The organism is Citrobacter sp. CK206 (assembly GCF_030333125.1).
Classification (GTDB): domain Bacteria; phylum Pseudomonadota; class Gammaproteobacteria; order Enterobacterales; family Enterobacteriaceae; genus Citrobacter_B; species Citrobacter_B koseri.
In genome coordinates, this window is the sequence record NZ_JAOWGM010000020.1 from 88,328 (window position 1) to 114,387 (window position 26,060).

The window sequence follows — 26,060 nt, forward strand, 5'->3', positions numbered from 1 at the left end:
GCCCTATACTCACGCAACACCGCACCCGCTGGCGGCAGGCATAATGACCATGACGATTCTTCAGGAATCGGGAGAGATAAAATGACGTTGCCCTTTAAGCCCCATGTAATTGCGCTGGTATGCAGCGCAGGGTTATTTGCCGCTTCGGGTGTGTTGTATGTAAAAAGCCGCACGCCCGAAGCCCCGCTTCAACCCGCGCCCGTTGCCGTGCAGCCGCAGCCGACCGCCGCCGCGGAACCTGAAACAAAAGCCGCGTTTACCGCAGCGCAAATCGATCAATGGGTCGCCCCGATAGCGCTCTACCCTGACTCGCTGCTTTCTCAGGTGCTGATGGCCGCCACCTATCCGGCGAACGTGGTTCAGGCGGTGCAGTGGTCGCATGACAACCCAACCCTGCAAGGCGACGCGGCGATACAGGCCGTCTCCGGTCAGCCCTGGGACCCGAGCGTGAAATCACTGGTGGCGTTTCCCCAGTTGATGGCGCTGATGGGCGAAAACCCAACGTGGGTGCAAAACCTTGGCGACGCTTTTCTGGCCCAGCCGCAGGACGTCATGGACGCGGTGCAACGGTTGCGTTTACTGGCGCAGCAAACCGGCTCGCTGAAATCCACGCCGCAGCAAACGGTCAGCAGCACGCCGAAGCAGAACGCCGCCGCTAACGTACAGAGCACGACGCCGACGGTGATCAAAATTGAGCCCGCCGATCCACAGGTCGTCTATGTTCCCAACTATAATCCCGCGACCGTTTACGGCGCCTGGCCGAACACCGCTTACCCGCCCGTGTATCTGCCGCCGCCTCCCGGACAGCAATTCGCCGACAGTTTCGTGAAAGGCTTTGGTTATAGCCTCGGCGTCGCCACCACCTACGCGTTGTTCAGCAGCATCGACTGGGACGACGATCATCATCACCACGACGATGACCATCACCACCACGATGATAACGACCATCACGGCGGCAATGGCTACCAGCACAACGGGGATAACATCAATATCAATGTGAATAACTTCAATCACATTACCGGGCAAAATCTCAAAGGGCAGACAATGGCCTGGCAGCACAACCCGGCGTATCGCAACGGCGTGCCCTATCAGAACAACGCGGTGTCCCAACGTTTTCATCAAACCGATGTCAGCGGCGGGTTAAGCGCCACTCAACAGACGCCAGCCTCCCGCGACAGCCAGCGTCAGGCGGCGATGGCGCAATTCCAGCAGCACAGCCACGCGTCTCCCGCCACGCGAACCCAACCGCCTGCCACGACGTCCCGCGATGCCCAGCGCAAAGCGGCCTCGCAGCAGCTAAACCAGATTGCCCAGCGGAATAACTATCGCGGCTACGACACCCGGCAAGACAGCGTTCACAGGGAGTCGGTTCAGTCACATTCACTGTCACAGCAGCAACGGGAGACCGTTCACCAGCGCGTCGCATCCGCCACGCCGCAGCAGCGTCAGACCTTCCGGCAGAACCATGCCAATGTGTTCAGCGGTAACGACAGCCGTTCGCCCTCCTGGCAATCTCAGCAGCAGCGCGGCCAGCAGAGTCGTCACGTCGGCAATCTCAATACTGAACAGCGTGCCGCTGCGCGTGAACACCTTTCCGAGCGCCATGAATTTCGCCGTCGTTAACCGGAGTCGATGATGAAAAAAATCCTGTTAAGCACCCTGCTGCTGTCGCTGCCGTTGTTGAGCTACGCGCAACAACGCTTCCCTTCGCCTGGCGACGCGGCAACGGCGTTCGCGACCGCAGTCGCCACGCAAAACGAGGCGCAGTTGACGGCGCTATTGGGCGATAACTGGCGACAGTTTCTGCCGCAGGAAGGCGCCGACCCCGAAGCCGTTGCTCGCTTTAACCGCGACTGGAAAATCAGCCACCGTATCGTGCAGCAAGGCGATACCGCGCACCTGAACGTCGGGCGCGACGAGTGGCAACTGCCTGTACCGATGATGAAAGATGCTGATGGCTGGCATTTTGATATGGCAGCCGCTCAGGACGAGATCCTCACCCGCGCCATCGGCCGCAATGAACTGTCGGCGATAGAAGCGATGCGCGCCTATGTGGATGCCCAATACGATTACTGGCAACGCAAACAGAGGTTCGCGACAAAACTCATCAGTAGCAAAGGTCAGCAGGATGGACTGTACTGGCCGGTACAACCCGGCGAGATGCCCAGCCCGTTAGGCCCGGCATTCAGTCCTTCGGCACCCGGTGAGGGTTATCACGGCTACCATTTCCGCATTATTCCCGATAGCGAAAAGGACGGTTTCGCCCTGCTGGCCTGGCCGGTAATTTGGGGGAAGACGGGCGTCATGAGCTTTATGGTGAATCAGGACGATAAGGTGTATCAGGCGAACCTGGGAAGAGAGACGGAGAAGAACGTCGCGAAAATCAATAAATTCAATGCCGATGCCCACTGGCAGACCGTTGAGTAAAAGCGGTTATCAAAGATTACAGGCCGGATAAGGCGTTGATGCCGCCATCCGGTAAAACCCGGGTCAGGATTTACCCCAATAAAAAAGCGGCCGCTAAGCCGCTTTTTCTTTATCCACTCAGAAGATTATTTCTTCTTCGCTTTCGGGTTCGGCAGGTCGGTGATGCTGCCTTCGAACACTTCGGCTGCCAGGCCAACGGACTCGTGCAGAGTCGGGTGAGCGTGGATAGTCAGCGCGATGTCTTCAGCATCACAGCCCATCTCGATCGCCAGACCGATTTCGCCCAGCAGCTCGCCGCCGTTGGTGCCGACAATCGCACCACCGATAACACGGTGAGACTCTTTGTCGAAAATCAGCTTGGTCATACCGTCTGCGCAGTCAGAAGCGATAGCACGGCCAGATGCAGCCCACGGGAAGGTGGCGGTTTCGTAGCTGATGCCTTTCTCTTTCGCTTCTTTCTCCGTCAGACCTACCCATGCAACTTCTGGCTCAGTGTAGGCGATGGACGGAATAACTTTCGGATCGAAGTAGTGTTTCTTACCGGCGATAACCTCAGCGGCAACGTGACCTTCGTGAACACCTTTGTGCGCCAGCATCGGCTGACCGACGATATCGCCGATAGCAAAGATGTGCGGTACGTTAGTGCGCAGCTGTTTGTCTACGCGGATGAAGCCACGGTCGTCAACTTCTACGCCAGCCTTGCCAGCATCGAGGTTTTTACCGTTCGGCACACGGCCGATAGCCACCAGCACCGCATCGTAACGCTGTGCTTCTGCTGGTGCTTTTTTGCCTTCCATGGAAACGTAAATACCGTCTTCTTTCGCTTCAACGGCGGTCACTTTGGTTTCCAGCATCAGGTTGAATTTCTTGCCGATGCGTTTGGTGAAGACTTTAACGATGTCTTTGTCAGCCGCCGGGATAACCTGGTCGAACATTTCAACCACGTCGATCTCTGAACCCAGCGCATGGTACACCGTACCCATTTCCAGACCGATGATACCGCCGCCCATAACCAGCAGACGTTTCGGTACGGATTTCAGTTCCAGTGCGTCGGTGGAGTCCCAGACGCGCGGATCTTCGTGCGGAATAAACGGCAGTTGGATCGGACGGGAACCTGCTGCAATAATCGCGTTGTCGAAGTTGATCACGGTTTTGCCGTTCTCGCCTTCCACTTCCAGGGTGTTGGCCCCGGTGAATTTACCCAGACCGTTTACCACTTTCACTTTACGGCCTTTCGCCATACCAGCCAGACCGCCGGTCAGCTGAGTGATAACTTTCTCTTTCCAGGTACGAATTTTGTCGATATCGGTTTTCGGCTCGCCAAAAACGATACCGTGTTCAGCCAGTGCTTTGGCTTCTTCGATAACTTTTGCTACGTGCAGAAGAGCTTTAGAAGGGATACAGCCGACGTTCAGACAAACACCGCCGAGGGTGTTGTAACGTTCTACGATTACGGTTTCCAGACCTAAATCAGCGCAACGGAAGGCAGCAGAGTAACCTGCCGGGCCTGCCCCAAGTACCACGACCTGAGTTTTGATTTCAGTACTCATCATGACCTCTTAATTTATTCCCGGCGATCCCTGGTCTTGTCGCCCATCATCCACCGGGTCGTTCTATCCGCCCGTATTTTACAAAATTGTTAACAATTTTGAAACAACAAACGGCAACCGATTTGTCTTTCGCACGATAACCTCACTCACTTCATGAGATTACCAGAAAAAAGCCGGCCGTCAGGCCGACTTTTTTGCTTGCTTACATCACCAGACGGCGAATGTCAGACAGCGTGTTGTTGATGATGGTGATAAAGCGAGCACCATCAGCACCGTCAATCACGCGGTGGTCGAAGGAGAGAGAAATCGGCATCATCAGACGCGGAGTAAACTCTTTACCATTCCACACCGGTTCCATTGCGGACTTAGAAACGCCGAGGATAGCCACTTCCGGCGCGTTCACAATCGGCGCGAAGTGGGTGGTGCCCAGGCCGCCGATGCTGGAGATAGTGAAGCAACCGCCCTGCATTTCGCCAGCGGTCAGCTTACCATCACGCGCTTTCTTAGAGATGGTCGTCAGTTCACGGGACAGCTCAGTAATGCTCTTCTTGTTCACATCTTTGAACACCGGAACAACCAGACCGTTCGGCGTGTCAACCGCAACACCAATGTTGATGTACTTCTTCAACGTCAGGCGCTGACCGTCTTCAGACAGAGAGCTGTTGAAGCGCGGCATCTGTTCCAGAGCAGCGGCAACGGCTTTCATGATGAAGACCACTGGCGTGAATTTCACGTCCAGCTTACGTTTTTCAGCTTCCGCATTCTGCTGCTTACGGAACGCTTCCAGATCGGTGATATCCGTTTTGTCGAAGTGCGTAACGTGCGGGATCATCACCCAGTTACGGCTCAGGTTAGCACCAGAGATTTTCTGGATGCGGCCCAGTTCAACTTCTTCCACTTCACCAAACTTGCTGAAGTCCACTTTCGGCCACGGCAGCAGACCTGGCAGAGAACCGCCGGTTGCGCCCGCTGGCGCGGATTCAGCGCGCTTGATAGCGTCTTTCACGTAAGCCTGAACGTCTTCGCGCAGGATACGACCTTTACGGCCAGTGCCCTTCACTTTCGCCAGGTTAACGCCGAACTCGCGCGCCAGGCGGCGAATCAGCGGGGTCGCGTGAACGTAAGCGTCGTTTTCAGCAAACTCAGATTTGCCTTCCGCTTTTGCCGCAGGCGCAGCAGCCGGTTTAGCGGCCTGAGCAGGTGCAGCGGCAGGTGCCGGAGCAGCAGCCGGAGCCGCGGCAGGGGCAGCGCCTTCCACTTCGAAGACCATAATCAGAGAGCCGGTAGACACTTTGTCGCCAACGTTAACTTTCAGCTCTTTAACCACGCCCGCGAACGGCGCCGGCACTTCCATAGAGGCTTTGTCGCCTTCTACGGTGATCAGCGACTGTTCAGCTTCAACTTTATCGCCGACTTTAACCATCACTTCGGTGACTTCAACTTCGTCGCCGCCGATGTCCGGTACGTTAACGTCTTTCGCGCCAGCCGCTGCTGCCGGAGCCGCCGCTGCTGGTGCTGCCGCCTGAGCTGGCGCAGCAGCAGGCGCAGCGCCCGCTACTTCGAATACCATGATCAGAGAGCCGGTAGACACTTTATCGCCAGCGTTGACTTTGATCTCTTTAACCGTACCCGCGAACGGCGCCGGCACTTCCATAGAGGCCTTGTCGCCTTCTACGGTGATCAGCGACTGCTCAGCCGCAACGGTGTCGCCCACTTTCACCAGGATCTCGGTGACTTCAACTTCGTCGCCGCCGATATCCGGTACGTGTACGTCTTTCGCTGCCGCAGCAGCAGGAGCGGCTTCTTTCTTCTCTTCTGCCGGAGCAGGCGCAGCGTCAGCTGCACCGTCGGCGGAATCGAAAATCATGATAAGTGCGCCCGTCGCGGTTTTGTCGCCAACAGAGACTTTAATCTCTTTAACGACGCCCGCCTGCGGCGATGGAACTTCCATAGAAGCCTTGTCGCCTTCTACGGTGATCAGCGACTGTTCAGCTTCAACTTTGTCGCCCACTTTGACCAGGATCTCGGTGATTTCAACTTCATCAGCCCCGATGTCCGGTACGTTGATTTCGATAGCCATTATTCTTTTACCTCTTACGCCAGACGCGGGTTAACTTTATCTGCATCGATGTTGAATTTGGTGATGGCTTCCGCTACCACTTTCTTATCGATTTCGCCACGTTTAGCCAGCTCGCCCAGAGCCGCAACAACCACATAAGATGCATCCACTTCGAAGTGGTGACGCAGGTTCTCACGGCTGTCAGAGCGGCCGAAACCGTCAGTACCCAGTACGCGGTAATCATCAGCCGGTACATAAGTACGAACCTGCTCGGCGAACAGTTTCATATAGTCAGTCGATGCCACTGCCGGCGCGTCGTTCATTACCTGAGCAATGTACGGAACGCGTGGAGTTTCCAGCGGGTGCAGCATGTTCCAGCGCTCACAATCCTGGCCATCACGCGCCAGTTCAGTGAAGGAGGTGACGCTGTAAACGTCAGAACCTACGCCGTAGTCTTTCGCCAGGATCTCTGCTGCTTCACGAACGTGACGCAGGATAGAACCGGAGCCCAGCAGCTGAACTTTACCTTTCTTACCTTCGAGGGTTTCGAGTTTGTAGATACCTTTACGGATACCTTCCTCAGCACCTTCCGGCATGGCTGGCATGTGGTAGTTTTCGTTCAGCGTGGTGATGTAGTAGTAAACGTTCTCTTGTTTCTCACCGTACATACGCTCCAGACCATCGTGCATGATGACCGCAACTTCGTACGCGTAAGACGGATCGTAAGAGATACAGTTCGGGATAGTCAGAGACTGAATGTGGCTGTGGCCATCTTCGTGCTGCAAACCTTCGCCGTTCAGCGTCGTACGACCGGAAGTACCACCGATCAGGAAGCCGCGCGCCTGTTGGTCACCTGCTGCCCAGCACAGGTCGCCGATACGCTGGAACCCGAACATGGAGTAGTAGATGTAGAACGGGATCATCGGCAGGTTGTTGGTGCTGTAAGAGGTCGCAGCGGCCAGCCAGGAAGAACCTGCGCCCAGCTCGTTGATACCTTCCTGCAAAATCTGACCTTTCTCGTCTTCTTTGTAGTAAGCAACCTGCTCACGGTCCTGCGGGGTGTACTGCTGGCCGTTCGGGCTGTAAATACCGATCTGACGGAACAGACCTTCCATACCGAAAGTACGCGCTTCGTCAGCGATGATCGGAACCAGACGATCTTTGATCGACTTGTTCTTCAGCATCACGTTCAGGGCACGAACGAAAGCGATAGTGGTGGAGATTTCTTTGTTCTGCTCTTCCAGCAGCGCGCCGAAGTCTTCCAGGGTCGGCAGCTCCAGCTTCTCAGTGAAGTTCGGCTGGCGGCTCGGCAGGTAGCCGTGCAGTTTCTGACGCTGTGCGTGCAGATAAGTGTGCTCTTCAGAACCTTCCGGGAAGGTAATGTACGGCAGTTTTTCGATGTCAGCATCGGATACCGGCACGTTGAAACGATCGCGGACGTAACGAACGCCGTCCATGTTCATTTTCTTAACCTGGTGCGCGATGTTTTTACCTTCGGCAGTGTCACCCATGCCATAACCTTTGATGGTATGGGCCAGGATTACCGTTGCTTTGCCTTTGGTTTCCTGCGCTTTTTTCAGTGCAGCGTAGACTTTCTTCGGATCGTGACCACCACGGTTCAGTGCCCAGATCTGCTCATCAGTCCAGTCAGCAACCAGGGCTGCGGTTTCTGGATATTTACCGAAGAAGTGCTCACGTACGTAAGCGCCATCTTTGGATTTGAAGGTCTGGTAGTCGCCGTCAACGGTTTCGTTCATCAGCTGGATCAGTTTACCGCTGGTGTCTTTACGCAGCAGCTCATCCCAACGACCGCCCCACATCACTTTGATCACGTTCCAGCCAGCGCCGTCAAAGATGCCTTCCAGTTCGTTAACGATTTTGCCGTTACCGGTTACCGGGCCGTCCAGACGTTGCAGGTTACAGTTGATGATGAAGACCAGGTTGTCCAGTTTCTCACGGGTGGCGATGGTGATAGCCCCTTTGGATTCCGGCTCGTCCATCTCGCCGTCGCCCAGGAAAGCGTAAACGGTCTGTTTGGACGTGTCTTTCAGACCACGGTGTTCCAGATATTTCAGGAATTTAGCCTGGTAGATCGCGCCGATTGGGCCCAGACCCATAGATACGGTCGGGAACTGCCAGAATTCCGGCATCAGTTTCGGGTGCGGGTAGGAAGAGAGGCCTTTGCCATGAACTTCCTGACGGAAGTTGTCCATCTGTTCTTCAGTCAGACGGCCTTCCAGGAATGCGCGTGCATACACGCCCGGGGAGATGTGGCCCTGGAAGTATACCAGGTCGCCGCCATCCTGCTCATTGCGTGCGCGGAAGAAGTGGTTGAAGCAAACATCATAAACGGTTGCGGAAGACTGGAAGGAAGCCATGTGGCCACCCAGTTCGAGGTCTTTTTTAGACGCACGCAGTACGGTCATGATGGCGTTCCAGCGGATAGCTGAACGGATACGACGCTCCAGTTCCAGATTGCCCGGGTATTCCGGTTCATCTTCAACGGCAATAGTGTTTACATAGTTGCTAGCCCCTGCACCTGCCGCTACTTTCACGCCGCCTTTGCGGGCTTCAGAAAGAAGCTGGTCAATCAGATACTGAGCACGCTCAACACCTTCTTCACGGATGACCGATTCGATCGCCTGTAGCCAGTCGCGAGTTTCGATCGGATCCACGTCATTTGGGAAACGTTCTGACATGGGGGTATTCCTTATCTATCTAATACGTTGATTTGTCTGGAACCTGTCCCATTGAGCTTTCGCCAGAAAGCGCAATAAGACAGGTTCTGCGTTTAGTTGCCGCGCGCTATAATTTGCGCTTGATTTACAACATCTTCTGGTTAACGTTCTGCCAGAAAAATCACTAATTCTTTCGTTGCTCCAGACGGCGTAAGGCGCGTTCACGACGGCTTTCCTCACGGCTTCTGTCCAGGAGAATCTCTTCGATAAACGCCAGGTGACGATGCGACGCTTCACGCGCATCGATCGGGTTACCGGCGATGATCGCTTCAAAAATACGGGTGCGATGACTGCTCACCAGCGGAAGCATCTCCCGGCGCGCATACAGCAATTCAAAGTTCTGACGAACGTTTTGCGCCAGCATCGGCTCCATACACCTTAGCAGATGGAGCAGCACCACATTGTGCGCCGCTTCGGTGACAGCGATTTGATACTGGAGAACCGCGTCGGATTCGGCATCCAGATCGCCGGACTGTTGTGCAAGCTCGATGGCATGATGGAGTTCACGAATGCGGGTTTTGTCTTCATCCGTGCTACGCAATGCCGCGTAATAAGCGGCAATGCCTTCCAGCGCATGGCGCGTCTCAAGCAGGTCAAATTGGGATTCAGGATGATCGGAGAGCAGTTCTACCAGTGGGTCGCTAAAGCTCTGCCACAGACTGCTCTGCACAAAAGTTCCGCCGCCCTGGCGACGAAGCAGCAAACCCTTCGCTTCGAGACGTTGGATCGCCTCGCGTAAAGAGGGGCGGGAGACGTCGAACTGTTTAGCCAGTTCACGTTCCGGTGGGAGTTTTTCGCCGGGGCGCAAAGTCCCCTCAAGAATTAAAAACTCCAGCTGCTGCTCAATCACATCGGATAGTTTTGGTTGGCGGATTTTGCTGTAGGCCATGATTTCCTGTCTTAAGCCATTTGCCCGGAGTCAATTGGTCTTACCAATTTCACGTTCGTGACGCTAAAGTAACAAAGTATTCACCTTCTGTCCATACAGGTTTTGATTGAAATCAGTAAACCACGCACATTTTAACAAGATTACAGAAATAACGTTTCAAAGATGTAACTATGCACAAATGTTAAATTTACTCCCCTGGGAGTAGATTTAACGTAATTGAAACGAAGAAAAATTTTATCTGAACCGATTCAACCGCTTATTTAATGATTTTATATTCATAAATAATGAATAAATATTTATCAGCGAAAATTTGAGGTGGGAGAGGTGGTATTTACAAATGGTTTCTTTTTATTCAACTCGTCATCGTCCCTTCATAAAGCAGGTGCATTAACGCCCGCATACCATTATTCTTTAGCCGACGAAAGACTTTCGGTAACAATTAAGATTTCATCAGCGTAAACATATTAATACAACAAATGGAATTGCAAACTTACACACGCGTCACTGCGTAGTTCAAAAATAACCACACACGAGGTTTCATGATGGAAGGTCAACAGCATGGCGAGCAGCTAAAGCGCGGTCTTAAAAACCGCCATATCCAGCTAATCGCCCTGGGGGGCGCAATCGGTACCGGGCTGTTTCTGGGCAGCGCATCCGTTATCCAGTCAGCAGGGCCAGGGATTATTCTGGGTTATGCCATCGCGGGCTTTATCGCTTTTCTGATCATGCGTCAGTTAGGTGAAATGGTGGTTGAAGAGCCGGTTGCCGGTTCGTTCAGCCACTTCGCCTATAAATACTGGGGCGGATTTGCAGGCTTCGCTTCCGGCTGGAACTATTGGGTGCTGTATGTGCTGGTTGCGATGGCGGAACTGACGGCGGTCGGGAAATACATTCAGTTCTGGTGGCCTGAAATCCCCACCTGGGTCTCCGCTGCGGCCTTCTTTGTGCTCATCAACGCCATCAACCTGACCAACGTGAAAGTGTTTGGTGAGATGGAGTTCTGGTTTGCCATCATTAAAGTTATCGCAGTGGTGGCGATGATCCTCTTCGGCGGCTGGCTGCTGTTTAGCGGCAACGGCGGCCCGCAGGCGACCGTGCGTAACCTGTGGGAACAGGGCGGCTTTCTGCCGCATGGTTTCACCGGGCTGGTCATGATGATGGCGATTATCATGTTTTCCTTCGGTGGACTGGAGCTGGTCGGGATCACGGCGGCGGAAGCGGACAACCCGGAGCAAAGCATTCCGAAAGCGACGAACCAGGTTATCTACCGTATTTTGATTTTCTATATTGGTTCGCTGGCGGTGCTGCTTTCTCTGCTGCCGTGGACGCGCGTAACGGCGGATACCAGCCCGTTCGTCCTGATCTTCCACGAACTGGGCGATACCCTCGTAGCCAACGCGCTGAATATCGTGGTACTGACTGCGGCGCTGTCCGTCTATAACAGCTGCGTATACTGCAACAGCCGTATGCTGTTCGGCCTGGCTCAGCAGGGCAACGCGCCGAAAGTGTTTTTAAGCGTGGATAAACGCGGCGTGCCGGTGAACACCATTCTGGTTTCCGCACTGGTTACCGCGCTCTGCGTGCTGATTAACTATATGGCGCCGAACTCGGCATTCGGCTTGCTGATGGCGCTGGTGGTCTCTGCTCTGGTGATCAACTGGGCAATGATCAGCCTCGCGCACATAAAGTTCCGTCGCGCCAAACAGCAGCAGGGAGTGAAAACTCGCTTCCCGGCGCTGTTCTACCCGCTGGGTAACTGGGTCTGCCTGCTGTTTATGGCGGCGGTGCTGGTCATTATGCTGATGACGCCAGGCATGGCCATCTCGGTCTACCTGATTCCGGTGTGGATTGTCATTCTGGGCGTAGGCTATCTGTGTAAACAGAAAACTGCAAAAACCGTTAAAGCGCATTAATCCCCACAGCCCTCACTTGCAAGAGTGAGGGTTGCAACCTGCCTCACATTTTCCTCTGTATAGCCATTTTATCCATATCAGCGGCGTTATCCTGCAACGCAATTACTTCGCTTGCGCAGAATAATTCTCTACATCATCTGATGGGAGACGTTTCAATGGAAAAGGGTAAGCTGTCGATAAAAGAAAAAATCGGCTATGGCATGGGTGACGCCGGATGCAACATCATCTTTGGCGCCATAATGCTGTTTGTTAACTATTTTTATACAGATATTTTTGGGCTGGCTCCCGCTCTGGTCGGCGTATTACTCCTCTCCGTTCGCGTGATTGATGCCGTTACCGACCCGATTATGGGCGCAATCGCCGATCGTACCCAAAGCAAATACGGGCGATTTCGTCCCTGGCTGCTGTGGATTGCCTTCCCTTATGCGCTGTTCAGCATCCTGATGTTCACCACCCCGGAATGGACATATAACAGCAAGGTTATCTATGCGTTTGTCACTTATTTTCTGCTGTCGATTACCTACACCGCCATCAATATTCCCTACTGCTCATTAGGCGGCGTCATCACCAACGATCCGCAAGAGCGCGTGGCCTGCCAGTCATACCGCTTTGTACTTGTCGGGATTGCCACTCTGCTGTTGTCATTAACGCTGCTGCCGATGGTGGAGTGGTTTGGCGGCGACAATAAAGCCAAAGGCTACCAGATGGCGATGACCGTACTGGCGATTATCGGCATGTGCATGTTCCTGTTCTGCTTTGCCACCGTTCGTGAACGCATTCGTCCTGCCGTTCCTACCCATGATGACATGAAGAACGATTTCAAAGACGTATGGAAAAACGATCAATGGGTGCGCATCCTGCTGCTGACGTTGTGCAACGTCTGTCCGGGGTTTATCCGCATGGCGGCAACCATGTATTACGTGACCTGGGTAATGGGGCAAAGCACTCACTTCGCTACCCTTTTCATTAGCCTTGGCGTGGTGGGAATGATGATCGGCAGTATGCTGGCGAAAGTGCTGACCGACCGCTGGTGCAAACTGAAGGTCTTCTTCTGGACCAATATCGCGCTGGCGCTGTTCTCCTGCGCTTTTTACTTCTTCGATCCAAAAGCCACTACGCTTATCGTGGTGCTCTACTTCCTGCTAAACATCCTGCATCAGATCCCTTCCCCGCTGCACTGGTCGCTGATGGCAGACGTCGATGACTACGGCGAATGGAAAACCGGCAAGCGCATCACCGGCATCAGTTTTTCCGGCAACCTGTTCTTCCTGAAACTGGGTCTGGCGATTGCCGGAGCAATGGTCGGTTTCCTGTTATCCTGGTATGGCTACGACGCTGGCGCCAAAGCGCAGAGCGACACGGCAATCGGCGGTATTGTTCTGCTCTTCACGGTGATCCCCGGCGTCGGCTATCTGATCACCGCCGGCGTGGTTCGCCTGCTGAAAGTGGATCGCGAACTGATGAAACAGATTCAGAAGGACCTGGAAAAACGCCGCGCCAGCTACCGCGAGCTCAACGATGACCCGCAATTTAACGTCGCTGAAACAGTAAGGAAAGCCTGATGCAAAACTGGCCCAACCCGTTTATTGAACAACGCGCCGATCCGTTTATCCTTCGCGACGGCAACCATTATTACTTTATCGCCTCGGTACCGGAGTATGACCGGCTGGAAATCCGTCAGGCAAACTCGCTGGAAAACTTACGCACCGCCTCCCCTGTCGTCGTCTGGCGTAAACCTGAAAGCGGCCCGATGTGCGAGCTTATCTGGGCGCCAGAGATTCACCGCATCGACGGCAAGTGGTACATCTATTTCGCCGCCGCGCATACCCAGGCGCTCGACAAACTGGGAATGTTCCAGCACCGCATGTTTGTCCTGGAGTGTACAGATGCCGACCCACTCAGCGGCGTCTGGGAAGAAAAAGGTCAGGTCAAAACACCATTTGATACCTTCGCGCTGGATGCCACGACTTTTAGCCATCAGGGAAAACAGTGGTATTTGTGGGCGCAGAAAGCGCCGGATATCGCCGGAAATTCCAATATCTATCTTGCCGGGCTGGAAAATCCGTGGACGATCAAAGGCGCGCCGGTGATGCTCAGCAAGCCGGAATACGACTGGGAGTGCCGGGGTTTTCGCGTCAATGAAGGGCCTGCGGTTATAACGCACGGCGATAAGCTGTTTATCAGCTATTCCGCCAGCGCCACCGACGAAAACTACTGTATGGGTCTGCTGTGGATTGATATGCATGCCGATCCGCAAAACCCGGCAAACTGGCACAAATCACCGCGTCCGGTCTTTACCACCAGCAATGAAAACTGCCAGTATGGGCCAGGGCACAACAGCTTTACCCAAACGCCGGAAGGCGATGATGTACTGGTCTACCATGCGCGAAATTATACGGAGATTGAAGGCGATCCGCTGTACGATCCGAACCGTCATACCCGCCTGAAGCTGATTCGCTGGGACGAAAACGGAATGCCAGATTTTGGCATCCCGCCTGCGGATACCGTCTGAGCACGTTGCCCGGCGGCGCTGCGCTTACCGGGCCTATAAACCTATAAATGAGTGATGCCGTAGGCCGGATAAGCGCAGCGCCATCCGGCAAAACGACATTACACCAGCGCTCCGTAAATGGTCAGAAATGCGATCGCCACCACCACCGCCAGAGACGTTTTCTTCGCCATTGAAACAGCGGCTTTCGGCGTTTCGACCTTATCCGTGTGCGGCTCGCGGGCCAGCGAGAACTGTGCCAGACGCGTCAACACCTGGTACTGAGACGTGCGCAGATCCGCCAGCGAAACAAACCAGGCGGGCAGCGCCTTCTCGCCATGCCCCAGCAGCGCATAAACCACGCCAGCCAGACGCACCGGAATCCAGTCCAGAACATGAAGAATCGCGTCGATGCCGGACTGCAAACGTTGATGCGGCGTTTGATAACGCGCCAGCCAGGACTGCCAGGCGCGCAGAAACGCATAGCCGACCAGCGTCACCGGCCCCCACGGGCCGCCGACAATAAACCAGAACAGCGGCGCCAGATAGAAGCGGAAATTTATCCAGAGCAGCGCATTTTGCAGCTCGCGCAAAAACTCCCGTTCATTGCAGTCTGGCGGCACGCCGTGGATCAGCGTCAGTTCGTTAGCCATCGCTTCACGGGCATGGGCATCGTTACGGGAAGCCGCGTTCAGGTACGCGTGATAATGCAGACGAACCTTCCCTGCGCCAATACACAACACACCAATCAGTATCCAGACCACCAGCGTGGGAGCGTTAAACAGTAAACCTTCCAGCGCACGCAGCAGCAGGAACGTCACCGCCATCGCAACAATCGTCATCCCCAGCGTACGCACCATCGAAAAATGCGTCGTCCGGCGGAACAGGACCTCCAGTCGGTGGTCGAGGTGCCAGTGCTCACCCAGCTTGAACAGGCGCTCGACAATCAGCACCAGTAATGTCGTAAACAGCGTCATGTCATCTCCTTGTGTGACGAGGCGGTGACCAGCGCGCGAAACTTCGCCCAGTCGAAAGACGGACCGGGATCGGTTTTACGCTCAGGCGCAATATTGCAGTGTCCGGTCATGTTGTCGGCTATCGCCGGGTAAAGCGCAATCAGCGTGCGCGTCACGGCGGCCAGTTGCTGATACTGCGCATCGGTATAAGCCAGCGTGTCCGTTCCCTCCAGCTCGATACCAATGGAAAAATCATTACAGCGCTCACGCCCCTGATAGTTCGACACGCCCGCATGCCAGGCACGTTTATCGAAAGGGACATACTGCACAATTTCGCCATCACGGCGAATCAGACAATGTGCCGAAACGCGCAAATGGGCAATCTCGGCAAAAAAAGGATGGGCAGCGGGATCGAGTGTTCCGGTGAATAGCGCATCAATCCACGGACCGCCAAACTCGCCCGGCGGCAGGCTGATATTGTGCACCACCAGCAAAGAAGGGGTTTCGTCATCCGGGCGGCAGTCAAAATGGGGAGAGGGGACGCGTCGCGCCTCCGCCAGCCAGCCCTTGTCTAACAGCATACAGAACCTCCTTTTATATGGTGCAGTTATCCGGTTCAGAGTAGCATGTTTCTACCTTATGATTCGTTACCAATTTGGAGTTTTATCATGCCGCCTCGCCGCTACAACCCTGACTACCGACGTGACGCGCTGTTGGAACGCATAAATCTGGATATCCCCACCGCTGTCGCCCAGGCGCTGCGTGAAGATTTAGGCGGAGAAGTTGACGCAAATAACGATATTACCGCGCAGCTTTTACCGGAGAACACCCGTTCTCACGCCACGGTGATTACCCGTGAAGATGGCGTATTCTGCGGAAAACGTTGGGTAGAAGAGGTCTTTATTCAACTGGCCGGCGATGATGTCAGCATCACCTGGCGCGTACAGGACGGCGACAGCATTAAAACCAACCAGCCGCTGTTTGAACTGGACGGCCCGTCTCGCATCCTGCTGACCGGCGAGCGCACCGCGTTGAACTTTGTTCAGACGCTTTCCGGCGTCGCAAGCGAAGTCCGTAAATACGTTGATTTGCTGGCGGGGACAAAAACGCAACTGCTGGACACCCGCAAAACCCTGCCGGGTCTGCGAACCGCATTAAAATACGCCGTATTGTGCGGCGGCGGCGCGAATCACCGTCTGGGGCTTTCCGACGCCTTTCTGATTAAAGAGAACCACATCATCGCTTCCGGCTCAGTGCGCCAGGCGGTCGAGAAAGCCTTCTGGCTGCATCCTGATGTGCCGGTTGAAGTTGAAGTTGAGAATCTGGATGAGCTGGACGACGCGCTGAAAGCGGGCGCAGACATCATCATGCTGGATAACTTCGAAACGGATCAGATGCGTGAAGCGGTGAAACGCACCAACGGACAGGCGCGGCTGGAAGTTTCCGGCAATGTCACTGATGAAACCCTGCGCGAATTTGCCGAAACCGGCGTGGATTTTATCTCCGTTGGCGCGCTGACCAAACATGTGAGAGCGCTCGATCTCTCCATGCGTTTTCGCTAACGCCGGATTGTCATGCCCGATGGCGCTTTGCTTATCAGGCCTACAAATGATGAAAATCCCGGCTGATAATGCCCGGTGGCGCTCCGCTTATCGGGCCGACAAACGATGTAAATCCGTAGGCCGGATAAGGCGTTTACGCCGCCATCCGGCACATTTTTTCGAGCGGCCTCGCAAACCTGTTGCCTTGCTATGCAACCCGCTAACAATCTTCTGAATCCTCTTTCCCGTTTCGATTTTTGCCGCTCGCGAATTATCCCCTACGTTTGTCAAAGTAGCGCCTGTTAACTCAAGGAGCAGACAATGGACAAACAACGCGGATTTACGCTTATCGAACTGATGGTGGTGATCGGCATTATCGCCATCCTGAGCGCCATCGGCATTCCGGCCTACCAGAACTACCTGCGCAAAGCCGCACTGACGGATATGTTGCAGACATTCGTTCCTTACCGCACCGCCGTCGAACTCTGCGCGCTGGAACACGGCGGCATTACAACCTGCGACGCCAGCAGCAACGGCATCCCCTCTCCGACCACCACCCGCTATGTCTCTGGCATGAGCATAGAAAAAGGCGTGGTAATGCTCACCGGGCAGGAGAGCCTCAACGGCCTGAGCATCACCATGACGCCCAACTGGGATAACGCCAACGGCATCACCGGCTGGGCACGCAGTTGCAACATCCAGAGCGACAGCGCGCTGCAACAGGCCTGTGAAGATGTTTTCCGCTTTGACGCCAGCTAAGGAGAACGCGATGAACATCACGCAACTTACGGCGCTGTGCCTGCGTCATCAGGGAATATTGCTCGATGCCGATAACGAGGTGGTTCACGTCGCTGTCGTGGATTCGCCGTCCCATGAACTGCTGGACGCCCTGCACTTTGCCACAACAAAGCGGATCGACATTGTCTGCTGGACTCGTCAGCAAATGGAAGGCCATATGCATAAGCCCCGGAAAATGCTCCCGGCCGTCATCGCCGACGATAGCCGCACGGCGGCGGAACTTTTGCAGCAGACGCTGGAATCCGCGCAGGCAAAACGCGCTTCCGACATCCACATTGAACCTGCGGAAAACCACTACCGAATCAGGCTGCGCGTGGATGGCGTACTTCATGCCTTGCCCGGCGTGTCATCCGTCACCGGCGCGGCACTGACGGCAAGGTTAAAGGTACTGGGCAATCTGGATATTGCCGAACATCGACTCCCGCAAGACGGGCAATTTACCGTGACGATTGCGGGTAATGCGGTTTCATTTCGTGTCGCGATCCTCCCCTGCCGGGACGGTGAGAAAGTGGTACTGCGGTTACTTCACCAGGTCGAGCAGGCGCTTGATCTCAACGCGTTAGGCATGCCTGATACGCAACTCGCCCTGCTCATGCAGGCGCTACGGCAACCGCAGGGACTGGTTCTGGTGACAGGCCCTACCGGCAGTGGAAAAACCGTAACGCTCTACAGCGCGCTACAGGCGCGCAACACCCAGGATGTGAATCTCTGTAGCGTAGAGGACCCGGTCGAAATTCCTGTCGAGGGCCTTAATCAGACACAAATTCATCCGCGCGCCGGACTTACCTTTCAGAGCGTATTACGCGCGCTGCTGCGTCAGGACCCCGACATTATAATGGTGGGCGAAATCCGTGATGGCGAAACGGCAGAAATTGCGATTAAAGCCGCGCAAACCGGCCACCTGGTGCTGTCCACGCTGCACACCAACTCCACCAGTGAAACGCTGATACGTTTACAACAGATGGGCGTCGCGCGTTGGATGATCTCATCCGCCCTGACGCTGGTCGTCGCCCAGCGACTGGTCAGAAAATTATGTCCGTACTGCCGTCATCTTGCCGCAGAGTCTGTCTCACTTCCCGCCGCGCTATGGCCTACCACGCTTCCCCGCTGGCAAGCACCCGGTTGCGAACGTTGCTACCACGGATTTTATGGGCGTACCGCACTCTTCGAGGTTTTACCTGTTACGCCCGCATTGCGACAGTTGCTTATCAACAATGCAACCGTTGAGGCGCTGGAGTCCTGCGCCCGACAGGAAGGGATGAGTACGCTTTTTGAGAACGGCTGTCATGCGGTTGAACAAGGATTGACGACCTTTGAAGAACTCCTGCGCGTTCTGGGGCTACCCCATGTCAGCTAAACAGCTTTGGCGCTGGCAAGGGATTAACGCCACGGGCCATTCGGAAGAGGGGGCCTTATGGGCTGACGATCGTGCCGCACTGCTCGTTGCTCTGGAGCATCAGCACATCATGCCGATACGCGCAAAACGCTTGAGCATTAAAGCGGCACACTGGCGCGCAGAGCAAAGCGCGGAGATCGTCCACCAACTGGCGACGCTTCTCAAAGCGGGGCTTACGCTTTCCGAAGGACTGACATTGCTTGCCGGGCAGCATCCCAGTCGACAATGGCAGGCGCTGCTGCAAACGCTGGCCCATAACCTGGAGCAAGGCACCCCGCTTTCTTCCGCGCTGGCGCAATGGCCGCAGGTCTTTCCTCCACTCTATCAGGCGATGATCCGTACCGGGGAGCTTACCGGAAAACTCGATGAATGCTGCCTTGAGCTGGCACGTCAGCAAAATGCCCAAAAACAGCTTGCTGACAAAGTCAAAAAAGCGCTGCGTTATCCCATCATAATTCTGACGATGGCCGTGATGGTTGTTTTCGCCATGCTGCACTTTGTCCTGCCAGAGTTTGCCGCTATTTACCGGACATTCAATACGCCGTTACCGGCACTGACGCAGGGCATCATCACACTGGCGCAGTGGAGTGCTCAATGGGGCTGGCTGATGGCACTGCCCGGTGTCGCAATGGGGGTAATCTACGGTTTAATAATAAAAAAACCGTACTGGCAGATTCAACGCCAGCGTCTTCTGCTGCGCTGTCCCGTTATTGCACGCCTGGTCAGAGGCCAAAAACTCACGCAGATTTTCACCATCCTGGCATTAACGCAACGCGCCGGAATCCCCTTTTCACAAGGGCTGGAAAGTGTCGCAGAAACCCTGAATTGCCCTTACTGGTCTCAGCGTTTAGCTCAGGTTCATCGCGATATTCATGCCGGAAAGCCGGTCTGGCAGGCGCTTAAAAATGCCGGTGAGTTCAGCCCATTGTGCATACAGTTGGTCATGACCGGTGAAACTTCCGGCGCGCTGGATGCAATGTTGCATAACCTTGCCCGGCACCACGGTGAGAATACGCTATCGCTGGCGGATAACCTGGCGGCGCTACTGGAACCCGCCTTGCTTGTTATCACAGGGGTCATTATTGGTACGTTGGTCGTGGCAATGTATTTGCCCGTTTTCCATCTGGGGGATGCAATGAGCGGTATGGGATAATGCTGGCGCATTGTGCTGCGCCAGCGCAGGGGATTACAGGCTATTGAAAACGCGGTTTTCTTGTTCCTGTACCCGAATAAACGTCGTGCGTTTCGTCAGCTCTTTCAGACGGGAGGCGCCAACGTAGGTACAGGCTGAACGCAGGCCGCCGAGGATATCACGCGCGGTGTATTCCACCGGGCCACGCAGCGGCAGCTTAACGGTTTTCCCTTCTGCTGCACGATATTGCGCAACGCCGCCAACGTGACGGGTCATAGCGGATTCAGAACTCATGCCATAGAACAGCATAAATTTCTCGCCATTCTCTTCAACAATTTTACCGCCGCTTTCTTCATGGCCTGCCAGCATACCGCCCAGCATCACGAAATCTGCGCCGCCGCCGAACGCTTTTGCGACATCGCCAGGCATGGTGCAACCGCCATCGCTGACAATCATACCGCCCAGACCATGCGCGGCATCGGCGCATTCAATCACCGCAGAAAGCTGCGGATAGCCCACGCCAGTTTTCACACGCGTGGTACATACGGAGCCAGGACCAATCCCGACTTTTACAATATCCGCGCCGGAGAGAACCAACTCTTCACACATTTCACCGGTCACCACGTTACCGGCACAAATGGTTTTTGTCGGCCATGCTTCACGCGCCTTTGAAACAAACTGCACGAAGTGTTCGGAGTAACCATTTGCCACATCAATACAAACAAAGTTCAGTGCCGGGCTCTGCGCCAGAATCTGTTTGGTTTTTTCGAAATCAGCATCGGAGGTACCTGTTGAAACCATCACATGCCTGAGAACATCCTCAGAGGCGGTACTGGTGAAGGCGTTCCAGTCCTCAACGGAATAGTGCTTATGTACGGCAGTCAGAATGTCGAACGATGCCAGAGCGCTTGCCATCTCGAAAGTCCCGACGGTGTCCATATTGGCCGCGATAATCGGCACGCCGGACCAGGTCTGACCTGAATGTTTAAAGGTGAATTGACGTTCCAGTTCAACATCAGAACGACTTTTGAGGGTAGAGCGTTTAGGGCGGATAAGAACGTCTTTGAAACCTAATTTCAGATCTTCTTCGATACGCATGTGCAGATTCCTGGGGTTAATGGCAAAAAAGCGAAACTCACAACTCCAGTGACGTTATCATACGCACTAATCAGGCTTGCGCAAGACTGCGAAATTCTCTTTTTTTACGCTACAATCCCATAAATTTACCTGGCGAATAGTAGATAATGCCTACAGTAATATCGCCTTCGTGCGCTCAACTTTTAACCATTTGATTATCAAACCTAAATCCCAGGATCTGGACTTATGAGGTATACAGTAGCCTTAACCGGCGGCATTGGCAGTGGTAAAAGCACCGTTGCGAATGCATTCGCTGACCTCGGAATAAACGTTATCGACGCCGATATTATTGCGCGTCAGGTGGTTGAACCCGGTCAACCCGCCCTTATGGCGATCGCTGAACATTTTGGTTCTGCACTTATCGCGCCAGACGGTTCGCTACAACGTCGGATGTTGCGCGAACGTATCTTTGCCAGTCCTGAAGAGAAATCCTGGCTGAATGCCCTGCTCCATCCGTTAATTCAGCAGGAAACCCGGCGTCAGTTTCAGCAGGCAACGTCCCCTTACGTGCTATGGGTTGTGCCCCTGCTCGTCGAAAATGCGCTGTATAAACAAGCCAATCGCGTTCTGGTGATCGACGTGACGCCCGAAACGCAGCTCTTGCGGACCATGCAGCGCGATGATGTGACGCGTGAACATGTTGAACAAATTCTGGCTGCCCAGGCAACGCGTGAAGCACGCCTTGCCGTGGCAGATGATGTTATTGATAATAATGGCGCACCGGACGCTATCGCGTCGGATGTTGCCCGCCTGCACGCGCGCTATTTACAGCTTGCGTCGCAGTTTGTCTCACAGGAAAAACCGTAATGCACACCCAGGTCCTTTTTGAACACCCTCTCAATGAGAAGATGCGTACATGGTTGCGCATTGAGTTTCTGATTCAGCAACTCTCCGTCAATTTGCCCCTTGCAGATCATGCGGACGCTCTGCATTTTTTCCGTAACATCGGGGATTTGCTGGATGTGTTCGAACGTGGTGAAGTGCGGACCGAGTTGCTAAAAGAGCTTGAGCGTCAGCAGCGCAAACTTCAGGCCTGGGTTGAAGTGCCGGGGGTTGACCAGAGTCGAATTGAGGCTCTGCGCCAGCAATTGAAGACGGCGGGCAGCATTCTGATTTCTGCTCCGCGTATCGGGCAGCAGTTACGTGAAGATCGCCTGATTGCTCTGGTTCGTCAGCGCCTGAGTATTCCTGGCGGTTGTTGTAGTTTTGATTTGCCGACCCTGCATATCTGGCTGCATTTGCCGCAGGAACAGCGTGATGCGCAGGTTGAAACCTGGATCGCCAGCCTGAATCCGCTCAATCAGGCATTAACGCTGATCCTGGATTTGATTCGTAATTCCTCGCCGTTCCGTAAGCAAACCAGTCTGAATGGTTTTTATCAGGACAATGGCGATGATGCCGACCTGCTGCGTTTGCAACTGGCGCTTGATTCACAGCTCTATCCGCAAATTTCCGGGCATAAGAGCCGCTTTGCGATTCGCTTTATGCCGCTGGATAGCGAAAATGGCCTGGTGCCTGAGCGCCTCGATTTCGAACTGGCATGTTGTTAAGGAGTAAAGATGTCAGAAACTATCACCGTTAGCTGCCCAACCTGCGGGAAAACCGTTGTCTGGGGCGAAGTGAGTCCGTTCCGTCCATTTTGTTCTAAACGCTGCCAGTTGATCGATCTCGGCGAGTGGGCCGCTGAAGAGAAGCGTATTCCAAGCTCTGGCGACTTGTCAGAAAGCGACGACTGGAGTGAAGAGCAGAAGTAATTCAACTAAAACGTAGGGCGGGCAAGCGCAGCGCCCCCGCCATAATTTGCCGGATGGCGGCGTTGCCTTATCCGGCCTACGAACTACGAACACCATTAGCCAGCAATCAGTTTTTCAATTACTGGCGCATTCGCGGGCGGGAAATCTTCCGCATTCAGAGCATCTTGCGCAATCCACCGCCCCGGTTGCCCCTCTTTTCCCCACGGCTCCCCTTCCCAGTGATCAACTAACCAGAACCACAGTGTGATGTGCCTGTCCGGGAACTGATATTCCAGCTTTTCAAATAGCGTTGCTTCACGCGGGGTGATCCCCACTTCTTCCTGCAACTCCCGGATCAGCGCCTGCTCCGGCGTTTCGCCCGCTTCGATTTTCCCGCCGGGAAACTCCAGTTTATTGGCCATATGAGCATCGGCCGCACGTTGGGTAATAAAAATTTCGTGGTTCGGGTTGCGAATAATCCCGACAGCGATTTGCAGTTTTTTCATACGGTTACATCCATAAAAAAGGCGCAGTCACCTGCGCCTCATTGTCTTTATTCAGACCTTAGCTCAGACGGCCGTGGCACTGTTTGTATTTTTTACCGGAACCGCAAGGGCAAGGATCGTTACGACCCACTTTACGATCGCCCGTTTGCGCTGCCAGAGCAGCCGCCGCTGCGCTGTCGTCATCCTGATGACTAAGCTGCTGCATCTGCGCTAAACGTTCGGCTTCTTCGCGGCGCTGTTGTTCCATCGCCTCCACTTCTTCAGGCATACGAACCTGAACTTTGCTCAGCGTACTGACCACTTCATACTTCAGCGATTCCAGCATTGCTGCAAACATGGAGAAGGACTCGCGTTTGTATTCCTGCTTCGGATCTTTCTGCGCATAGCCACGCAGGTGGATACCCTGACGCAGGTAATCCATCGCCGCCAGGTGCTCTTTCCACAGCGAATCGAGAGTTTGCAGCATGACGCCTTTTTCGAAGTGACGCATCATCTCTGCGCCAACCACTTCTTCTTTACGCTGATACACTTCGATTGAGTGCGCCAGAATACGCTCACGCAGCGTCTCTTCGTGCAGCTCCGGCTCTTTATCCAGCCACTCGGCAATTGGCATATCCAGATCGAAGTCGTTTTTCAGACGTTCCTGCAAACCCGGAATATCCCACATCTCTTCCAGCGACTGCGGCGGAATGTACGCATCGATCGTCACTTTAAAGACGTCTTCACGAATGCTGTTGATGGTTTCGCTGACATCGCTGACATCCAGCAGTTCGTTACGCTGGGTGTAAATGGCGCGACGCTGATCGTTCGCGACATCGTCGTATTCCAGCAGTTGCTTACGAATATCGAAGTTGCGGCTTTCAACTTTACGCTGCGCATTGGCAATCGCTTTAGTCACCCACGGGTGCTCAATGGCTTCACCTGGTTTCATACCCAGTTTACGCATCATGCCCGACACACGGTCAGAGGCAAAAATACGCATCAGCGCATCTTCCATTGACAGATAGAAACGGGAAGAGCCCGCATCGCCCTGACGACCGGAACGACCACGCAACTGGTTGTCGATACGGCGAGATTCGTGACGCTCAGTGCCGATGATGTGCAGACCGCCAGACGCCAGCACCGCTTCATGACGAACCTGCCAGTCCGCTTTGATCTGCGCGATCTGCTCTGGCGTTGGGTTTTCCAGCTCCGCCACTTCAGCCTGCCAGCTACCGCCCAGCACGATGTCCGTACCACGACCGGCCATGTTGGTGGCGATAGTGACCGCAGCCGGGTAGCCCGCCTGCGCGACAATCGCCGCTTCGTTGGCGTGGAATTTGGCGTTCAGAACGTTATGCTTGATGCCCGCTTTGGTCAGCTCATTAGAGACCACTTCAGACTTCTCGATCGAGATCGTACCCACCAGCACCGGCTGGCCGTTCGCGGTACGCTCTTTGATGTCTTCAATGATCGCCTGAATTTTTTCCGCTTCGGTCATGTAGACCAGATCCGGCATATCCTTACGGATCATCGGACGGTTGGTCGGAACCACAACGGTATCCAGCTTATAGATGGAGCTGAATTCGAACGCTTCGGTATCTGCGGTACCGGTCATACCGGCCAGTTTCTCATACAGACGGAAGTAGTTCTGGAAGGTGATGGATGCCAGCGTCTGGTTCTCGTTCTGGATTTCCACGCCTTCTTTCGCTTCCACAGCCTGGTGCAGACCGTCGGACCAGCGGCGACCCTGCATGGTACGACCGGTGTGTTCGTCAACGATGATCACTTCGCCATCTTTAACGATGTAATCCACGTCGCGGGTAAACAGCGCGTGCGCGCGCAGCGCGGCGGTTACGTGATGCATCAGCATGATGTTGCCCGGAGAGTACAGGGACTCGCCTTCATCCATAATGCCTTCTTTCACCAGCAGTTCTTCGATCAGCACCAGACCGCGTTCCGTCAGGTTGACCTGACGCGCTTTCTCATCAACGGAGAAGTGGCCTTCGCCCTGGAAGGTATCAGAGTCTTCTTTCTCCTGGCGAATCAGGTGCGGGATGATCTTGTTTACTTTCTTGTACATTTCCGAGCTGTCTTCAGCCGGGCCGGAAATGATCAGCGGCGTACGCGCTTCATCGATCAGGATGGAGTCGACCTCATCCACCAGCGCATAGTGCAGCTTACGCTGTACGCGCTCTTCCGGGCTGAACGCCATGTTATCGCGCAGGTAGTCAAAGCCGTATTCGTTGTTGGTGCCGTAAGTGATGTCGGCGGCGTAAGCTTCACGTTTTGCTGGGGCAGGCATGCCCGGCAGGTTAATACCGACGCTCATCCCGAGGAATTCAAACAGCGGGCGGTTGTTTTCAGCATCACGTTGCGCCAGATAGTCGTTCACTGTGACGACGTGTACGCCCTTACCGCTTAATGCGTTCAGGTAAGCAGGCAGCGTTGCGGTCAGGGTTTTACCTTCACCGGTACGCATTTCCGCGATACAGCGATCGTTCAGCACCATACCGCCCAGCAACTGGACGTCAAAGTGACGCATGCCGAATACGCGCTTACTCGCTTCACGAACCACAGCGAACGCTTCCGGGATCAGGCTTTCAACGCTTTCGCCTTTCTCCAGACGCGCGCGAAACTCTGCCGTTTTCCCTTTCAGTTCGTCATCAGAGAGTTTTTCCATCTCCGGTTCCATGGCATTGATGATGCCGACCGCTTTACGCATACGACGCAAGGTACGATCGTTACGACTACCGAATACTTTGGTTAACAATTTGATTAGCATAATAAAATCTCAAACGCCCCGCGATGCGGAGTC

General features: G+C 54.5%; 21 protein-coding genes. 12 read left to right on the plus strand and 9 right to left on the minus strand.

What is annotated here, in order from left to right:
• The first annotated feature begins 81 nt into the window (after positions 1 to 81).
• Positions 82 to 1,623 carry a DUF3300 domain-containing protein gene (locus OGX81_RS01225; protein ID WP_104869072.1) on the plus strand — a complete coding sequence of 514 codons (1,542 nt, stop codon included), beginning with the start codon at positions 82 to 84 and terminating at the stop codon, positions 1,621 to 1,623.
• Positions 1,624 to 1,635: 12 nt separating this feature from the next.
• A complete protein-coding gene (locus OGX81_RS01230) occupies positions 1,636 to 2,427 on the plus strand; it encodes a DUF2950 family protein (protein ID WP_104869073.1) in 792 nt (263 codons plus the stop codon).
• 125 nt (positions 2,428 to 2,552) lie between these two features.
• On the opposite strand, the gene lpdA is transcribed toward OGX81_RS01230, so the two are convergent.
• The 4 genes from lpdA to pdhR form a co-directional block, all read right to left on the minus strand.
• A complete protein-coding gene (gene lpdA, locus OGX81_RS01235) occupies positions 2,553 to 3,977 on the minus strand; it encodes a dihydrolipoyl dehydrogenase (protein WP_047463778.1) in 1,425 nt (474 codons plus the stop codon).
• Between the two features lie 202 nt (positions 3,978 to 4,179).
• Entirely contained in the window at positions 4,180 to 6,057 is a 1,878-nt protein-coding gene (gene aceF / locus OGX81_RS01240) for a pyruvate dehydrogenase complex dihydrolipoyllysine-residue acetyltransferase (protein ID WP_104869074.1), read from the minus strand.
• A 14-nt stretch (positions 6,058 to 6,071) separates the two neighbouring features.
• A complete protein-coding gene (gene aceE / locus OGX81_RS01245; protein WP_012134048.1) occupies positions 6,072 to 8,735 on the minus strand; it encodes a pyruvate dehydrogenase (acetyl-transferring), homodimeric type in 2,664 nt (887 codons plus the stop codon).
• Between the two features lie 163 nt (positions 8,736 to 8,898).
• Positions 8,899 to 9,663 carry a pyruvate dehydrogenase complex transcriptional repressor PdhR gene (pdhR, locus tag OGX81_RS01250; RefSeq protein ID WP_012134049.1) on the minus strand — a complete coding sequence of 255 codons (765 nt, stop codon included), beginning with the start codon at positions 9,661 to 9,663 and terminating at the stop codon, positions 8,899 to 8,901.
• A 539-nt stretch (positions 9,664 to 10,202) separates the two neighbouring features.
• Here pdhR and aroP point away from each other — a divergent pair.
• The 3 genes from aroP (at position 10,203) to OGX81_RS01265 (ending at position 14,088) form a co-directional block, all read left to right on the plus strand.
• On the plus strand, positions 10,203 to 11,576 hold the full coding sequence (aroP, locus tag OGX81_RS01255; protein WP_286487493.1) for an aromatic amino acid transporter AroP: 1,374 nt from the start codon (positions 10,203 to 10,205) through the stop codon (positions 11,574 to 11,576).
• 155 nt (positions 11,577 to 11,731) lie between these two features.
• Complete coding sequence (locus OGX81_RS01260) at positions 11,732 to 13,138, plus strand: glycoside-pentoside-hexuronide (GPH):cation symporter (RefSeq protein ID WP_101744240.1); 1,407 nt, start codon at positions 11,732 to 11,734, stop codon at positions 13,136 to 13,138.
• Positions 13,138 to 14,088 (plus strand): glycoside hydrolase family 43 protein, encoded by a 951-nt coding sequence (locus OGX81_RS01265; RefSeq protein WP_104869075.1) that lies wholly within the window; start codon positions 13,138 to 13,140, stop codon positions 14,086 to 14,088. Before OGX81_RS01260 ends, OGX81_RS01265 begins: the two co-directional genes overlap by 1 nt.
• A 98-nt stretch (positions 14,089 to 14,186) precedes the next feature.
• Here the strand turns inward: OGX81_RS01265 and ampE are convergent, their stop codons facing one another.
• Together ampE and ampD are read right to left on the minus strand one after the other, a co-directional pair.
• The gene (ampE, locus tag OGX81_RS01270; protein WP_012134054.1) at positions 14,187 to 15,041 is read right to left on the minus strand and encodes a beta-lactamase regulator AmpE; all 855 of its coding nucleotides are present in this window, start codon (positions 15,039 to 15,041) and stop codon (positions 14,187 to 14,189) included.
• The gene (gene ampD / locus OGX81_RS01275; protein WP_012134055.1) at positions 15,038 to 15,601 is read right to left on the minus strand and encodes a 1,6-anhydro-N-acetylmuramyl-L-alanine amidase AmpD; all 564 of its coding nucleotides are present in this window, start codon (positions 15,599 to 15,601) and stop codon (positions 15,038 to 15,040) included. The genes ampE and ampD overlap by 4 nt, the downstream gene beginning before the upstream one ends.
• An 87-nt stretch (positions 15,602 to 15,688) precedes the next feature.
• Here ampD and nadC point away from each other — a divergent pair, with 87 nt between their 5' ends.
• The 4 genes from nadC to hofC all read left to right on the plus strand — a co-directional run bounded on the left by nadC (position 15,689) and on the right by hofC (position 19,908).
• A complete protein-coding gene (nadC, locus tag OGX81_RS01280; protein ID WP_104869076.1) occupies positions 15,689 to 16,582 on the plus strand; it encodes a carboxylating nicotinate-nucleotide diphosphorylase in 894 nt (297 codons plus the stop codon).
• Positions 16,583 to 16,882: 300 nt separating this feature from the next.
• Complete coding sequence (gene ppdD, locus OGX81_RS01285) at positions 16,883 to 17,320, plus strand: prepilin peptidase-dependent pilin (protein WP_104869077.1); 438 nt, start codon at positions 16,883 to 16,885, stop codon at positions 17,318 to 17,320.
• A gap of 10 nt (positions 17,321 to 17,330) precedes the next feature.
• On the plus strand, positions 17,331 to 18,716 hold the full coding sequence (gspE, locus tag OGX81_RS01290) for a type II secretion system protein GspE (protein WP_104869078.1): 1,386 nt from the start codon (positions 17,331 to 17,333) through the stop codon (positions 18,714 to 18,716).
• Positions 18,706 to 19,908, plus strand: a complete 1,203-nt coding sequence (hofC, locus tag OGX81_RS01295; RefSeq protein ID WP_104869079.1) for a protein transport protein HofC — start codon at positions 18,706 to 18,708, stop codon at positions 19,906 to 19,908. Before gspE ends, hofC begins: the two co-directional genes overlap by 11 nt.
• Positions 19,909 to 19,941: 33 nt before the next feature.
• On the opposite strand, the gene OGX81_RS01300 is transcribed toward hofC, so the two are convergent.
• Positions 19,942 to 20,985, minus strand: a complete 1,044-nt coding sequence (locus tag OGX81_RS01300; protein WP_012134060.1) for a GMP reductase — start codon at positions 20,983 to 20,985, stop codon at positions 19,942 to 19,944.
• A gap of 225 nt (positions 20,986 to 21,210) precedes the next feature.
• Here OGX81_RS01300 and coaE point away from each other — a divergent pair, with 225 nt between their 5' ends.
• From coaE to yacG, 3 genes are read left to right on the plus strand one after another with little or no spacing between them, the layout of a single operon-like run.
• Positions 21,211 to 21,831 (plus strand): dephospho-CoA kinase, encoded by a 621-nt coding sequence (gene coaE / locus OGX81_RS01305; protein WP_104869080.1) that lies wholly within the window; start codon positions 21,211 to 21,213, stop codon positions 21,829 to 21,831.
• Entirely contained in the window at positions 21,831 to 22,574 is a 744-nt protein-coding gene (gene zapD / locus OGX81_RS01310) for a cell division protein ZapD (RefSeq protein ID WP_012134063.1), read from the plus strand. Before coaE ends, zapD begins: the two co-directional genes overlap by 1 nt.
• A gap of 9 nt (positions 22,575 to 22,583) precedes the next feature.
• The gene (gene yacG, locus OGX81_RS01315) at positions 22,584 to 22,778 is read left to right on the plus strand and encodes a DNA gyrase inhibitor YacG (protein ID WP_047458910.1); all 195 of its coding nucleotides are present in this window, start codon (positions 22,584 to 22,586) and stop codon (positions 22,776 to 22,778) included.
• A gap of 95 nt (positions 22,779 to 22,873) precedes the next feature.
• On the opposite strand, the gene mutT is transcribed toward yacG, so the two are convergent.
• Positions 22,874 to 23,263, minus strand: coding sequence for an 8-oxo-dGTP diphosphatase MutT (gene mutT / locus OGX81_RS01320; RefSeq protein ID WP_049010061.1), 390 nt, complete (start codon positions 23,261 to 23,263; stop codon positions 22,874 to 22,876).
• Positions 23,264 to 23,321: 58 nt separating this feature from the next.
• A complete protein-coding gene (gene secA, locus OGX81_RS01325; RefSeq protein ID WP_047458916.1) occupies positions 23,322 to 26,027 on the minus strand; it encodes a preprotein translocase subunit SecA in 2,706 nt (901 codons plus the stop codon).
• Positions 26,028 to 26,060 lie beyond the last annotated feature (33 nt).